The following is a 14,097-nucleotide window of genomic DNA, read 5'->3' as shown; positions in this document are numbered from 1 at the left end:
CGCCCGGGCCCGTCCCGCTTCGCTAGACCCGGCGCCACGCCGCGGACAGCAGCTCACGGGTCTCACCCAGCAGCTGCGGCAGCACCTTCGTCTGTCCGATCACCGGCATGAAGTTCGCGTCGCCACCCCAGCGCGGGACCAGGTGCTGGTGCAGGTGCGCGGCGATCCCCGCGCCCGCGATGACGCCCTGGTTCATGCCGATGTTGAACCCGTGCGCCCCGGACACCGACCGCACCACCTTCATCGCGTGCTGGGTGAACTCCGCCAGCTCGCGCGTCTCGTCCGCGGTCAGGTCCGGGTAGTCGGCCACGTGCCGGTACGGCAGGACCATCAGGTGCCCCGGGTTGTACGGGTAGAGGTTCAGCACCGCCCAGACGTGCTCGCCGCGCGCCAGGATCAGCGCGTCGGCGTCGTCCAGGCCGAGCAGGCGGCAGAACGGGCACCCCGCGGGCTCGTCACCCGCCGGCTTGTCCTGGCCCTGCACGTAGGCCAGCCGGTGCGGGGTCCACAGCCGCTGCAGCGCGTCCGGCACCCCGGCCCCGTCCTGCTCCACCAGCTCCGGCTCGGTCAAGGAAGAACCGCCTTCAGCGCCTCCGCGGTCGGCGAGCTGTTCTCCCTCCGCGCGACCCAGCCGGCGACGGCCTCCACCGCGTCGGCCACCGGCACACCGTTGATCTGGCTGCCGTCACGGAACCGGAACGACACCGCGCCCGCCTCGACGTCCTTGCCACCCGCCAGCACCATGAACGGCACCTTCTGCGTGGTGTGCGTGCGGATCTTCTTCTGCATCCGGTCGTCGCTGGTGTCCACCTCGACGCGGATCCCCTTGGCGCGCAACGCCTTCGCCACGCCCCGCAGGTGCTCCACGTGCTCGTCGGCGATCGGGATGCCGACCACCTGCACCGGCGCCAGCCACGCCGGGAACGCGCCGGCGTAGTGCTCGGTGAGCACGCCGAAGAACCGCTCGATCGACCCGAACAACGCGCGGTGGATGACCACCGGCTGCTGGCGGCTGCCGTCCGCGGCGGTGTAGGTCAGCTCGAACCGCTTGGGGTGGTTGAAGTCCAGCTGGATGGTCGACATCTGCCAGGACCGGCCGATCGCGTCCTTGGCCTGGACCGAGATCTTCGGGCCGTAGTAGGCCGCCCCGCCCGGGTCCGGCACCAGCTCGAGCCCGGAGTCGATCGCGGCCTGCCGCAGCGTCTCGGTGGCCGCTTCCCACTCCTCGTCCGAGCCGATGAACTTGTCCGAGTCGCCACGGGTGGACAGCTCGAGGTAGAAGTCGGACAGGCCGTAGTCGGCCAGCAGGTCCAGCACGAACCGCAGCAGCGACCGCAGCTCGCCGGGCATCTGCTCCTGCGTGCAGTAGATGTGCGAGTCGTCCATGGTCAGCCCGCGCACCCGGGTCAGGCCGTGCACCACGCCCGACTTCTCGTACCGGTACACCGTGCCGAACTCGAACAGCCGCAGCGGCAGCTCCCGGTAGGACCGCCCGCGCGAGCGGAAGATCAGGTGGTGCATCGGGCAGTTCATCGCCTTGAGGTAGTACTCCTCGCCCTCCAGGGGCAGCGGCGGGAACATCGTGTCCGCGTAGTAGGGCAGGTGGCCCGAGGTGTAGAACAGCCCGCTCTTGGTGATGTGCGGGGTGTTCACGAACTCGTAACCGGACTCCTCGTGCCGCCGGCGCGAGTAGTTCTCCAGCTCCCGCCGGATGATGCCGCCCTTGGGGTGGAAGACCGGCAGGCCCGAGCCGATCTCCTCGGGGAAGGAGAACAGGTCCAGCTCCGCGCCGAGCCGGCGGTGGTCGCGCCGCTCGGCCTCGGCCAGCCGCTCCAGGTAGGCCTCCTGCGCCTCGGCCGACTCCCACGCGGTGCCGTAGATGCGCTGCAACTGCGGGTTCTTCTCGTTGCCGCGCCAGTAGGCGGCGGCGACCCGGGTCAGCGTGAAGGCCGGGATGAACTTCGTGGTGGGCACGTGCGGGCCGCGGCACAGGTCGCTCCACACGCGCTCCTTGGTGCGCGGGTCGAGGTTGTCGTAGATGGTCAGCTCACCACCGCCGACCTCCATCACCTCGGCGGTGTCCACTGTGTCCAGATCGGACTTGAGGTCGACGAGCTCGAGCTTGAACGGCTCGTCCGCGAGTTCCTCCCGCGCCTGCTCGACCGAGTCGAACCGGCGGCGCGAGAACTGCTGCGCCCCCTTGATGATCTGCTTCATGCGCTTCTCCAGCGCCTGCAGGTCCTCCGGGGTGAACGGCCTGTCGACCAGGAAGTCGTAGTAGAAGCCGTCCTTGATCGGCGGGCCGATGCCGAGCTTGGCCTCCGGGAACTGCTGCTGCACGGCCTGGGCGAGCACGTGGGCCGCGGAGTGCCGGATGACGCTGCGGCCGTCCTCGGTGCCGGCCGCGACGGGCTCGACCGTGGCGTCCGACTCCGGCGCCCACGCCAGGTCGCGCAGACGCCCGTCGGCGTCGCGGACGACGACGATCGCCTCCGGCCCCTTCGTCGGCAGCCCCGCCTCGCGGATCGCGGCCCCGGCCGTGGTCCCGGCCGGCACCACCACGCTGGCGGCGGGTGCGGCTGCGGCGGACGACGGCTGGTTCACGATGGGCTCCTTCGAACGAAGTGATGTCCCACCGATGCTATCCGCCGCCCGCCTGCCGCTTCGCGCGAGGGACTTCAGACGGTTTCGGTGACCTCGTCGTAGTCCAGCCGGGGCAGCCGGTCGAACCACGGGTTCTCGCCCGGCTTGCCGATGTTGACCACGACCAGGGACTTCCAGGCGCGGTCGGCGAAGAACTCCCGGTCGATCCCGGCGGCGTCGAAGCCGGTCATCGGACCGGCCGCCAGCCCGGCGGCGCGGACGCCGACGATGAAGTATCCGACCTGCAGCAGGGCGTTGAGCCGTGCGACGCGCTCGCGGGCGCTCTCGTCACCGGAGAAGAGGTCCTTCACGCCCGGCTTGTGCGGGAAGGTCCTGGGCAGCTTCTCGTGGAAGTCGGTGTCGGCGGCCAGCACCACGGTCACCGGGGCGCTCGCGGTCTTGGCGCGGTTGCCCTCGGACATGTGCGGCAGCAGCCGTCGCTTGCCTTCCTCGGTGCGGACGACCAGCGCACGCAGCGGCTGGATGTTCATCGACGTCGGCGCCCACTTCACCAGGTCGTAGATCGCCTGGATCTGCTCCTCGCCGACGGGCTCGTCGGCGAACGAGTTCGCGGTGCGTGCCTCCCGGAACAGCAGGTTCTGCACGTCCGGCGGCAGGTGCAGGAGGTCGGCGAGGCCGGTGGTGGAGGTCATGGGTGCTCCCCTGGACGGTTCGTGGGCATGCTCAGCAGGCAACATAGTTGAGCGCTTGACTATTTCCCGTGTGCGGATCGTCACTCGTAGAGACGCACCCAGTCGATCTCCGCGGTGCTGCGGACCGGGGCCGCGGCCTTGTGGCGGTTGTGGTTCTGCTGGATGACCAGGTGCATCGGCTGGTGCGGGATGGTTCCGGGCCTGCCGTAGGTCGCCCACGCCACGCCGTCGAGGTAGCAGGTGACGTGGTCGGGCTGCCATTCCAGGGCGTAGTTGTGCCACGCCGTGATGTCGAAGGGGGCCTTCCTGGTCTGCCCGGCGGCCGTGTTGCCCGGGCCGTGCAGGAAGCTCTCCACGTACTGCCGGGCCGGATCGTAGATCTCGGCGAAGTCGATCTCGCCGTCGGTGTTGCTGTCGCTCTCCGGCCACAGCAGCAGGACCGGGTTGAAGTCGGGGTCCGCCGGGGCCGGGAAGCGCGCGCGGACCTCCCACCGGCCGTAGGTGCGGTCCGCGCGCCAGGCGATGCCACAGGTCGCTGCGGTGTCGTCACCGTTGCCGACCAGGGTGAGGATGCCGTCGCGGACCACGCACTGGTCCGCGCTCAGGACCTCCCCGGACACCGGGTTGCGCCCGGCGTAGACCTCCCAGTCGGCGGTGTTCACCCGCCGGCCGTCGAAGTCGTCCTGCGCGACCAGCCGCCAGCCGTAGTCGGCGGCGGCCTCGCCGGACCGGTCCGGGGTGACCACCGCCGTGCCCGGGGCCTGGGTGCCCACCGCCGGCCAGTCACCACCGCCGAAGCGCCCCGCGGTCACCCGGACGGCGACGACGGCCACGCCCGCCAGGATTACGCAGGCCACCAGGATGACTACGCGACGCGCCACGCGCGCCAAACTACCTTCCCCCCATCGAGCGACTAGCTCCGCGCCCCCTGGCTGCGGGCCACCAGGAACAGGGCCACCCGCCGCAGCCGTGCCCACGGCGCCATCGCCGCGCCCACCAGCCGGTCCACCGGCCGCACCCCCCACACCGGGTCGCTCGCCAGGTCCTCCGACAGCGCCCGCTGCTCGTCGTACTCGGCGCGCCGCGCCACCGCCGACAACGAGCCGGGCGCGATGCGGAACGCGGCCAGGGACTCCGGCTGGCCGTAGAAGTCCCCGTGACCCAGCAGGCGGATCCACAGCGCGAGGTCCATCGGGAACTTCCAGCCCCGGTCCCAGCCACCGACGGCATCGAACTGCTCCCGGCGGAACAGCGCGCCCCCCGGCTCGCCCAGCGGGTTGCCGCCGTGCCGCACGACCTTGCGGATCACCGCGTCCGGTTCGTGCCGGCCCACCAGCCCGCGCAGCCCCTTGTTCGCGGCGAGCACGGCGCCGGTTTCGCTGATCATGTCGCGGCGTGCGCAGACCAGCGCGATTCCCCGATCGGCGGCGAGCACCTCGTACTGGCGGCGCAGGCAGTCCGGGTGCAACAGGTCGTCGGCGCACAGCAGCTTCACGTAGCGTCCCCTGGACTCGGCCACGACGCGGTTCCAGTTCTCGGCCAGCGGCAGCACCCGTTCGTTGCGGAGCACCCGCACCCGCGGGTCGGTGAAACCCCGCAGGATCTCCGGGGTCGCGTCGGTCGAGGCGTTGTCCAGCACGACGAGTTCGAAGTCCTCGAAGGTCTGTGACAGGACGCTGCTGACGGTGCCGGCGATGTATCGCCCGGCCTGGTATGCCGGGATGCACACGGAGACCGCGGCCGCACTCACGGGCATTTCCCCCTTCCGGGTGTAGCTCTGAACAGGCAAGACAGTGGTCGGTCGCGCATGCTGGCTCGCGTGGGGATCGTGGCGATGGTCGCCCTGCTGGTGGCGGGGCTCTTCAGCTGGCCTCCGGGGAAGTCCGACCAGCCCCCGGAGCCGGCGCACGTGGTGCTGCATCCCGGCGAGGGTGGGCTGGTACTCGGCGTGACGCACGCACAGTACAGCTTGGACTCGTGGCTCACACCCGGGCAGCGGCAGAGCGGCGAGCAGATCCTGGGCGCCACACCGATGCTGCAGAACCAGCACATCATGGGCTTCGGCGTGGGAAATCCCGAGCCCGCACCCGGCCGCTACGACTGGTCCCGATTGGACGAACGAATGGACCTGATCGAGCGAACCGGCGGCACACCGGTGATCACCTTGTGCTGCGCTCCGGATTGGATGAAGGGCGGTGCGATCGGCACGACCGACTGGGACAATCTGGCGGCCGCACCGCTGCGGGCGCACTTCGCCGACTTCGCCCGCCTGGCCGCGCAGGTCGCCCAGCGCTATCCCCGGGTCCAGTACTTCCAGGTGTGGAACGAGCTCAAGGGCTTCTGGAACGCCGCCCGCGGCAACTGGGACGTGGCGGCCTACACCGACCTGTACAACCAGGTCTACGACGCGGTGAAACGGGTGCGGCCGGACGCCCGCATCGGCGGCCCGTACGTGGTGCTCAACAGCTGGTCCTCGCCGGCGGCGACCGATCACCCGTCGCAGTTGCGCGGCCCGTACGGCGTGATCGACCAGCGGTCGCTGGACGTCGTGACGTACTGGAACGAGCACAAGCACGGCGGTGACTTCGTCGCGCTGGACGCCTCCACCGGCACCCGCGACAAGGGCCTGATCACCACGCCGGACAAGGCGTCCCAGATCTACGCCGACGCGACCCGCTGGGCCCGCGGGGTCACCGGGCTGCCGGTGTGGTGGTCGGAGTTCTACCCCGATGCCAAGGCACCGGACACCAAAGCACCCGACAGCAAACCCCCCGGCGGCAAGGCCCCGGACACCACGCTCCCGGCCGGCAGCGCCGTCACCCGAAGCGCCGTCACCCGCAGTGCCGTCACCCGCAGCGCCGGCACCACGCAGGCCGCGCCACCGGTGGACCAGGCACGCGCGGTGGCCACTTTGGACGCGGTGGCCTGGGCCGAGGAGGCCGGTGCCGCCGCGATGCTGCTGTGGCAGCCGGAGGCGAGCGACGACCTGCCCTACGCGGCGTTGTGGTCGGAAGCGCTGCCGGGCGTGGACCGGCTGCGGCCGATGAGCCTGACCGCGGCCTGGACCTGGCTCGCGCCGCGGCTGCGGGCCCGGCTGGTCGACGTGGCCCGGCCGGCGAACGCGCTGCAGTTCAGCACGCCGCACGGGAAGGTCACGGTCAATCCGCGGAGCACGCCCCAGCTGCTGCGGACCGGCGGGGGCAGCCTGCGGCTGCCACCGCTGGCGATCCTGCTGCCGCACTGACCGGATCACAACGCAAGACCCACCACGATCCGCCAGACGGCGCCGGCCGCGGTCAGCACCGTCAACGCCACCGCGACCAGGTCGAGGGTGCGGATCCGGCGGTCCCGCGCGGACGCCGAATCCGTCGAGCGGCGCCCGACGGCGATCTCCTTGAGCACGGTCCGCACCACGAGCACCACCAGCAGGGCCACCCCGGCGACCGCGGTGCACAGGGTGAGCCAGTCGGCCGGGCTCACGCGGGCTCCGGGACGACGGCCGTCCGGCGGACCAGCCGGGCCGGCACTCCGGCGTAGACCCCGGGCACCGGGCAGTCGCGTGCCACGACCGCACCGGCGGCGATCACCGCGTCGTCGGCGATGCGCACCCCGGGCAGGATCTGGGCACGCGCACCGACCCACACCCGGTCGCCGATCACGACCGGCCGGGCCTCCGCGACACGGGACACGCGGCCGTCGGGCAGTGTCCGGTGGTGCGAGGTGACGATCATGACCTGCGGGCCGAACTGGCACGCCTCGCCGATGGTGATCGGGCCGAGGGCCTCCAGGTAGCACTCGGCGTTGAGGAACGTGCGGCGGCCGATCTCCACGTTGCGCAGCGCGCCGTAGATGCGCAGCCCGGGGAAGATGTTGCCGGAGCGCACGCGGGCGCCGAGCGCGCGGTAGCCGAGCAGCCGCAGCGGCCGCGGCATCAGCGCGCTGCCGAGCACCCCGTTGACGAACGCGCCGACCGTCGTCGCCCACAGTTCGATGTGGACCTGATCGCGCAACCGGCGTCCCAGGGACCGGGTCTCGCTCACGTGTTCCCTCCGCCACTGCCCTGCACGAACCTGTCGGCGGGCGTCGTCCGGCCGAGCACCAGCGATCCGCGATCGTCGAACACCAGGTGGTACACCCCGGTCGCCTCGAGCTCGCGAACGAGGTCGGCACCGAAGGTATCCGGGACCTGGTCGAAGATCTTCAGGTAGGCCCACTGCGGCTCGGTGAGCACAAGATAGTCCGGGCCCTTGCCGCGCAGGCACGCGACCAGCGCGGGCACGTCGGCCATCACGTCCTCGCAGTAGTCGTCGACCTCGTACTGCGACACCTCGCCCACCCGGGCGAACTGCAACGGCACCGAGTTGACCAGCGAATCGACCCGCTGCCCGGGCTGCGCCTGCCGCACCGCCCAGCTCGCCGCGGCGATGTCGCTGTCGTGAAAACTGACGTAGGCGTCGTTGCCGCCCCGCGCGGTGATGGTCGCGGCGAGCAGCCCGGTGAGCACGACCCACGGCACCGCCGCGGTCAGCACGGTGCGGACGGGCCGGTTGCGCCAGCGCAGCCGCCGCGCCGAGGTGACGGCCTTCTCCAGCGCGAGCGAGGCGGGCAGCGCCATGATCGGCAGCGCGAACAGGAAACAGCGCATGAAGACCTCGCCCCCGTAGGGCTGGGCGACGGCGAGGCCGAACGGCGCGATGCTCAGCGCCGGCAGCAGCCAGGACTTGAGGTTGTCGCGGCGCATGAGCCAGATCCCGTACGCGGACAGCCCGGCGATGAACAGGGTGATGCCGATGCGCACCGTCAGCACCACGAGCCGCCCCGGGCTGCCGGCGAACCGGGCCACGATCCCCTGGTCCACCGAGGACCCGACGTCACCGAGCGGGCTGAGGATCATCCGGACCAGCTGCCCGCTCCAGAACTCCGAGGCGCCCAGCGAGAACCACACCACGGCACCACCGAGGATGACGAACGGCACCCACGCCGGCCACAGCCGCCCGAACACCAGCAGGAGCAGCAGCAGGACGCCGAGCACGAACGGCGTGAGCTGGTGCGTGGGCGCCAGCGCCAGCCCGATCAGGACCACCGCGCCCTGCGCGACCAGACGCGCCTTCGGGCTCGAGCGCGGCGCGAGCCGGGCGCGCAGCCGCGCCTTGACCGGTTCGGTCAGCCGCGGCCGAACCAGGTGCCGGAAGGTCAGCGCCAGCGCGGCGAGCAGCAGCACCATCGCGGTGCCCTGCGGGGAGAAGTAGTCCTGTTCGGTCCAGTTCGCGACCAGGTAGAGCCACGGCGCGAGCCACGCCGCGCGCCGGTTGCCCAGCGCGGACACGGCCAGCGCGCGCACCCCGAGCACCGCCAGGCCGGACAGCACGACCGGGGCCCAGTTCAGGAACGGGACCGCGTCCGGCATCCCGGCCGCGCGCGTGATCATCGCGACCAGGGAGAAGAACCCGGCCCACGAGAACCGGGCGTCGTAGTCGTGCAGGATGTCGCCGTGGGTCGCGATGTAGTCGGCGAACCCCGCGTGCAGCCAGGCCACCGGCAGCCGCGCGACCTCCTCGACCGCGGGTTGCAGCCCGTAGACACCGAGCACGCCGACGAGCGTGTAGAGCGAGAGCAGCCAGGTGCGCGGCCGGTAGCGCAGCAGTTCCAGCACCACCGCGGCGACCAGCAGCGGATAGGACAGCAGCGTCGGCACCGACAGCTCGGCGACGAGCCCGAGCCCGCCGATCGCCTCGGGCGGGACCGGGTGCAGCCCGACGATCCACAGCACCACCGCGACCGCGGCGAGGCCGGGACCGAAGAACGGGTCGGCGAGGAACCCGGGCCGCCCGGCGGCCGGACCCCGCCGGGGACGCGCGCCGTCCGCACGGGACGGTGTCTCCGACGACTCCGACGACTCCGACGACTCGGGCGACTCCCGCGACTCCGATGACTCCGGTGGCTTCGCCGGTGGCGCGAGGCGGCCGGAGGCGGGGATGTAGCGCGTCGGGGTGCCCGGCGGCGGCTGCGGGAAGCGCAGCGGTTCACGTGGCCAGGGCGATGGGCGCAGCGGCCGGTCCGGGCGCAGGGACCGGGTGGGCGGTTCGGTCACGGGCGCACCCCGGACAGCCTGCGCCGCAGGTCCACCAGCACCGCCGCGGCGATCACCGCCTGGGCGACGAGCATGCCGACGCCGAACCCGGATTCGGCCGGCACCAGCAGCGCGAGCAGCACGGCGGAAGCGGCGGTGGCGGCCTGCAGCAGCGCGACCCCCGCGCCGCGGCCGGCTGCCAGGTGCACCGCCACCCCCAGCACGACGACCAGGCGCGGCACCTGGGCGGCGAGCAGCACGCGCAGCAGGCCGGTGCCGGCGGTGTACTCCGGGCCGAAGATCGCGAGCATCACCCAGGCCAGCAGCGCGCCGACGGCGAGCAGGGGCACGAAGACGAGCGCGAGGCGCTTGCCGGCGCCGGTGACCAGCGAGCGGGCGTGCCCGGGTTCGGCGGACAGCCGCACCACGAGCGGGTTGACGAACGCGGTCGCGGCCACGTCGAGCGCGTTGATGGCGGTCCAGACCACGAAGAAGACGGCGTTGGCCTCGGCGCCGAAGCGGTGCAGCACGATCAGCGGCACCAGGTTGTAGAGCACCACCACGCACACCATGGCCGGGTAGGACGGGGCGAGCAGCCGCAGCACCTCGCGCCGGTCCGGCAGCACACCCGGCGCGAGGCCCGGGGAGGTGCGGCGCACCGAGCGGGCGACGAGGACCGTCACGACCACGACGCCGATGAGCGTCGGCACGGCCCACGACAGCACCAGCCCGAGCGCGCCGGCGAGCGGCCCCAGCCCGGCCAGCAGGCCCAGCCGCGCCACGCTGAACGCGCTGTTCTCCGCCGGCACCCAGCGGGCCAGGCCGAGCGCGGTGAGCACCTCGTCCTGGAACTGGAACAGGGTCCAGCCGATCCCGGCGACCAGGAACCAGGCGGCGCCGGCGGGCACCCGGTGCACGACCTCCGCCCCGGCCGGCACGAGGACGAACACGAGCGAGCCCACCACACCACCGGCCAGCACGGCCAGGTAGGTGCGCAGCAGCAGCCGCGGCCGGTGCGCCCCGGCGCGCGGCAGCCAGCGCAGGATCGCCGGCCCGAGCCCGAGTTCGGCGATGCCGGCCACCAGCAGGAACCCGGACACGAACGCGGAGGTGTCGCCCACCGCCGCGGCGGGCAGCAGCCGCGCGGCCAGCACCCAGCCGATCATCCCGGCGAGGGCGGTGATCGCGGCCGACGCCGACAGCGCCAGGCCGTCGGCCACCATGCCCTTGCCCGGGGCCGTCTCCCTGCCGACGGTCATCGGGCGCCGCCCGGGCGGCTGCGCAGGACGTGGTGCACCAGCGGGATCGTGGTGACGGACGCGAGCACCACGATCGCCGCCTCCGGGTGCCAGGTGTGCGTGAGCACCAGGACCTGCGCCACGATCAGCGCGATCGCCAGCGAGATACCCACCGCGCTGATCCAGGTGACCGACAGGTGCCGCACGTTGACGTAGGAGATCAACGCCCAGCCGGGCGCGGTGAGGACGAACACCAGCACCGCCGGCGGCCGCAGCGGGAAACCGGAACCGGACCAGACCAGGACGATCGTGACGAGGCAGACGGCAAGCAGCCCGTAGGCGGTGTACCGCCGGATCCTCAACTGCTGCTCGACCACACGTGCCCTTCCTGCCCGTCGCCCGCCATCATCAGGGGCGGCCGGTTCCGACCACGCGCCGGGCCCGCATCAGCGCCCCGGCGCCGCCGAGCAGACCGAGGCGTTCGTCGCGGCGCAGCTGGCGCAGCCGGGACCGGGCGGCCCGGTCGGACAGCGGGAGTTCGGGGGTGCGGGCCGCGAGCCGCGCCACGCCGCGCGGTACCCGGCGCAGGATCGAGAACGCGGTGACCGGGCGGCGCCGCACGGACAGCATCAGCATCGCGGACAGGCCGACGCCGTAGCCGCGCATCCGCTCGCGCAGCTCCAGCCAGTCGGCGCGGTGGATGTGCCGGGCCACGGCGTGCGGGGTGTGCACCACCGCGCCGCCGGCCTGGGCCAGCCGCACGAACAGGTCCAGGTCCTCCCCCGCCATCGTCGGCGTGCCCGCGCCGAGCAGCGGGTCGAACCCGCCGAGCTCCTCGAACACCTCGCGCCGCCAGGTCGCGCAGCTGCCCGGGCCGTACCGCGCCATGGACAGCGGGTAGAGCGGGTCCTCACGGGCGGTGTCGCGGTCGATGCGCTGCCAGCGCACCGCGTTGCTGTAGCCCTTGAGCCGTTCGAACAGGACCTCCGCGTCGGTCTCCAGGCTGGCCGGCAGCACCAGCGAGGTCACGCAGCCCACCGACGGGTCCGCGGCGAACTCCTCGGTGACCGCGTCGAACCAGCCGGGCTCGACCGTGATGTTCTCGTCGATGAACGCGATCAGGTCGTGGCGGGCGAGGCGGGCGCCGGTGTTGCGCGCGACGCTGACGCCCTGGAGCGGCTCGACCACGTAGCGGGCGCCCAGCGCCTCCACCTCGCCACGCAGCCCGTCGTCGCCGCCGGGCAGCCGCGGCAGGTTGTCCACGACGATCACCTCGAGGCCGGGATAGCCGGCCTGCAGCGCCGCGCGGGCGCTGGCGACGGCCTGCTGCTTGCGGTAGGCCGTCGGGATGACCACGCTGACCGGCGGCCGGGTGACCTCCGGGCGCCGCCGCGGGGCGGGTGCGGTGGCCGGTTCCGGCAGCCGCACGACGCCCCGGTCGACCGGGAGCAGCAGCACGTCCACGGTGCGGTCGCCGTCGCGGACGAGCACCTGCGCGGCGCGGTACCGGCCCACCGGCCGCTCCGGCACGGGCAGCTCCGCGGGTGCGGTGCGCGCGTCGACCGTGGCGATGTGGATCGGGCCGTGCACCAGCGACGGCACCGGGCGCGGCCGGGGCGGGCGGACCTGGGCCTTGCCGCGCAGGTAGCCGGCCGCGGTCGCGGACACCACGGTCACCAGCCCGAGCACGCCGGAGGCGCCGGCCGTCCGGCCGAGGGCGAGCCGGCCCAGCTCGCGGACCACGGCGGCGGGAACGGTCCGGCTCAGGTAGTCCCGCTCGGTGGCCAGCGCGGCCTCGCTGCCGACCAGCCGCGAGACGTACGCCTTGGACAGTCCCTCACCCCAGCCCCGGTGGCGCAGGTAGGCCCAGGTGGTGCGGTCCGGGGTGACGCGGTGGCGCACCACGGCCTGCGGCCGGAACACGATCCGCGCCCCGGGCCACGCTTGCCGCAGCCGGATGCACAGCTCGGTCTCCTCGCAGCCCAGCGGGGTGCGCCCGATGCGGCCCAGGTCCTCGGCGAACGGGCCGGCCAGCGTGAACACCTCGCGGCGGAAGGACATGTTGCAGCCCATCAGGTTCCGGACCGGCTCCTCCGCGGTGGGCTGACCCGTGTAGGTGCAGCCGACCACCCAGTCCAGCTCACCGGTCACCGACCCGCGCCCGGCGGGCAGTTTCGCCGGCCGCCGCCCACCGGGCCAGCGTGGCCGGGCCGTCCCGCCGACGCCCAGCACCTCCCGGTCGCGGTAACCGGCCAGGAGCTGCTCCAGCCAGTCCGGCGCGGCCTCGGCGTCGTCGTCGAGGAACGCGATGATCTCGCCCTTGGCGAGCCCCACGGCGGTGTTGCGCGCGCCGGACAGGCCCCGCCGCCCAGCGCTGGGCACCACCGTGACCCCGACGAACTCGGCGGCGGCCCGCCGCTCCAGTTCCGGGTTGTGGTCGATGACCACGATGATCTCGCGCGGCGGCACCGACTGGTCGCGGACCGAGGCGACCGCCGCCGCCAGGTCCGCCCAGCGGTCCTCGGTGTAGGCGCAGATCACCACGCTGGTGTCGAACGAGGTCATGCTTCCGGCGCCCCCGTTTCCAGTGCGAGCGGGGCCGCGATGCCCACGACCGGCTCGGGACTGAACAGGCCGAACCGGCGGCTGCGGCGCTGCCGGCCGACCCGCTGCCACTCGGCCATCAGCGTGCGCAGCACGCGGCCGCCGTCGGCGAAGGTGCGCAGGTTGGTCTCGCCGTGCAGGCGGCGCCGCTCGACGCTGGGCACCTCGGTGATCCACAGGCCCAGCGCGGCCATCCGGCAGTTGATGACGGTCTCGATCTCGAAGCCGTCGCCCCACAGCATCTCCTCGCCTGCGGGCGCGAACACCGGCGGCAGGTTCAGCGAGGCAACCAGATCGCGCCAGAACGCGTTGTAGCCATAACAGAGATCGGTGAACCCGGCGCTGAACAGCGTGTTGGACAGGCGGTTGAGCCCGGAGTTCCCCGCGGCACGGAGGTGGGTGATGTCGTGGCTGCCGCCACCGGGGGCGAAGCGGGTGCCCTTGGCGAAGTCGGCACCGCCGGTGAGCGCTTCCACGAACCGCGGGATCTCCGCCGGGTCGGCCGATCCGTCGGCGTCGAACATCACGATCACGTCGCCGGACGCGGCGAGGAAACCACAGGCCAGCGCGTTGCCCTTGCCGCGCCGGGTCTGCTTGATCACCCGGACACCCGGGCACGCCTCCCGCGCCACCTGCGGGGTGCCGTCCCCGGTGTCGGCGTCGACGACCAGCACCTCGTGCACGGGCGGCAGCTCGGGCAGGACCTCGCGCAGGTTCGCCGCCTCGTTCTTCGCCGGCACCACGATCGTGACGCGCGGGTCGGGACCGCGGCGGGGCGGGCGCGCGGCGGCGAAGGCGAACGCGTCGCCGAGGTTCTCGTAATCGGCGACGGGACTGTGCGAATCCATGATCGTCAACGCCGTGCTGTCCTTGCTGGCGGGCACACCGG

Annotated in this window: 13 protein-coding genes; 1 reads left to right on the top strand and 12 read right to left on the bottom strand. The window is 72.8% G+C overall.

Annotated features, from left to right (window positions below; genetic code table 11):
• Nucleotides 1-22: 22 nt before the first annotated feature.
• From FHX45_RS00545 to FHX45_RS00525, 5 genes are all read right to left on the bottom strand, one after another.
• A complete protein-coding gene (locus FHX45_RS00545) occupies nucleotides 23-571 on the bottom strand; it encodes an HIT family protein (protein WP_167095999.1) in 549 nt (182 codons plus the stop codon).
• Entirely contained in the window at nucleotides 568-2,604 is a 2,037-nt protein-coding gene (gene thrS, locus FHX45_RS00540; RefSeq protein WP_167095997.1) for a threonine--tRNA ligase, read from the bottom strand. The genes FHX45_RS00545 and thrS overlap by 4 nt, the downstream gene beginning before the upstream one ends.
• 74 nt (nucleotides 2,605-2,678) lie before the next feature.
• A complete protein-coding gene (locus tag FHX45_RS00535) occupies nucleotides 2,679-3,296 on the bottom strand; it encodes a malonic semialdehyde reductase (protein WP_167095995.1) in 618 nt (205 codons plus the stop codon).
• An 80-nt stretch (nucleotides 3,297-3,376) separates the two neighbouring features.
• A complete protein-coding gene (locus tag FHX45_RS00530; RefSeq protein ID WP_167095993.1) occupies nucleotides 3,377-4,177 on the bottom strand; it encodes a family 16 glycosylhydrolase in 801 nt (266 codons plus the stop codon).
• Nucleotides 4,178-4,209: 32 nt separating this feature from the next.
• Nucleotides 4,210-5,046 carry a glycosyltransferase gene (locus FHX45_RS00525; RefSeq protein WP_167095991.1) on the bottom strand — a complete coding sequence of 279 codons (837 nt, stop codon included), beginning with the start codon at nucleotides 5,044-5,046 and terminating at the stop codon, nucleotides 4,210-4,212.
• A gap of 69 nt (nucleotides 5,047-5,115) precedes the next feature.
• Here FHX45_RS00525 and FHX45_RS00520 point away from each other — a divergent pair, with 69 nt between their 5' ends.
• Nucleotides 5,116-6,540 carry a hypothetical protein gene (locus FHX45_RS00520; protein ID WP_341771288.1) on the top strand — a complete coding sequence of 475 codons (1,425 nt, stop codon included), beginning with the start codon at nucleotides 5,116-5,118 and terminating at the stop codon, nucleotides 6,538-6,540.
• A 5-nt stretch (nucleotides 6,541-6,545) separates the two neighbouring features.
• On the opposite strand, the gene FHX45_RS00515 is transcribed toward FHX45_RS00520, so the two are convergent.
• Genes FHX45_RS00515 through FHX45_RS00485 form a run of 7 tightly spaced genes read right to left on the bottom strand, consistent with a single transcriptional unit; the run spans nucleotide 6,546 to nucleotide 14,056 of the window.
• Nucleotides 6,546-6,776 (bottom strand): hypothetical protein, encoded by a 231-nt coding sequence (locus tag FHX45_RS00515; protein WP_167095987.1) that lies wholly within the window; start codon nucleotides 6,774-6,776, stop codon nucleotides 6,546-6,548.
• A complete protein-coding gene (locus tag FHX45_RS00510) occupies nucleotides 6,773-7,336 on the bottom strand; it encodes a DapH/DapD/GlmU-related protein (RefSeq protein ID WP_167095984.1) in 564 nt (187 codons plus the stop codon). Before FHX45_RS00510 ends, FHX45_RS00515 begins: the two co-directional genes overlap by 4 nt.
• Nucleotides 7,333-9,387, bottom strand: coding sequence for a hypothetical protein (locus tag FHX45_RS00505; RefSeq protein ID WP_167095982.1), 2,055 nt, complete (start codon nucleotides 9,385-9,387; stop codon nucleotides 7,333-7,335). Before FHX45_RS00505 ends, FHX45_RS00510 begins: the two co-directional genes overlap by 4 nt.
• Nucleotides 9,384-10,625, bottom strand: coding sequence for a lipopolysaccharide biosynthesis protein (locus FHX45_RS00500; protein ID WP_167095980.1), 1,242 nt, complete (start codon nucleotides 10,623-10,625; stop codon nucleotides 9,384-9,386). The genes FHX45_RS00505 and FHX45_RS00500 overlap by 4 nt, the downstream gene beginning before the upstream one ends.
• Nucleotides 10,622-10,981, bottom strand: coding sequence for a hypothetical protein (locus FHX45_RS00495; protein ID WP_167095978.1), 360 nt, complete (start codon nucleotides 10,979-10,981; stop codon nucleotides 10,622-10,624). The genes FHX45_RS00500 and FHX45_RS00495 overlap by 4 nt, the downstream gene beginning before the upstream one ends.
• Before the next feature lie 31 nt (nucleotides 10,982-11,012).
• Nucleotides 11,013-13,169, bottom strand: coding sequence for a glycosyltransferase (locus FHX45_RS00490; RefSeq protein WP_167095976.1), 2,157 nt, complete (start codon nucleotides 13,167-13,169; stop codon nucleotides 11,013-11,015).
• Nucleotides 13,166-14,056, bottom strand: coding sequence for a glycosyltransferase family 2 protein (locus FHX45_RS00485; protein ID WP_208405754.1), 891 nt, complete (start codon nucleotides 14,054-14,056; stop codon nucleotides 13,166-13,168). Before FHX45_RS00485 ends, FHX45_RS00490 begins: the two co-directional genes overlap by 4 nt.
• Nucleotides 14,057-14,097: the final 41 nt, after the last annotated feature.

Origin of the sequence: Amycolatopsis granulosa (genome assembly GCF_011758745.1) — a bacterium.
Classification (GTDB): Bacteria; Actinomycetota; Actinomycetes; order Mycobacteriales; family Pseudonocardiaceae; genus Amycolatopsis_E; species Amycolatopsis_E granulosa.
Note: the sequence above shows the minus strand (reverse complement) of the source record. Positions and strands in the feature narration are given on the sequence as shown.

What these genes read in the sequence shown, in the direction of transcription:
- FHX45_RS00500 (WP_167095980.1), bottom strand. Translation starts at nt 10,625, where the DNA reads ATGACCGTCGGCAGGGAGACGGCCCCGGGCAAGGGCATGGTGGCCGAC.
- FHX45_RS00485 (WP_208405754.1), bottom strand. Translation starts at nt 14,056, where the DNA reads ATGGATTCGCACAGTCCCGTCGCCGATTACGAGAACCTCGGCGACGCG.
- FHX45_RS00535 (WP_167095995.1), bottom strand. Translation starts at nt 3,296, where the DNA reads ATGACCTCCACCACCGGCCTCGCCGACCTCCTGCACCTGCCGCCGGAC.
- FHX45_RS00490 (WP_167095976.1), bottom strand. Translation starts at nt 13,169, where the DNA reads ATGACCTCGTTCGACACCAGCGTGGTGATCTGCGCCTACACCGAGGAC.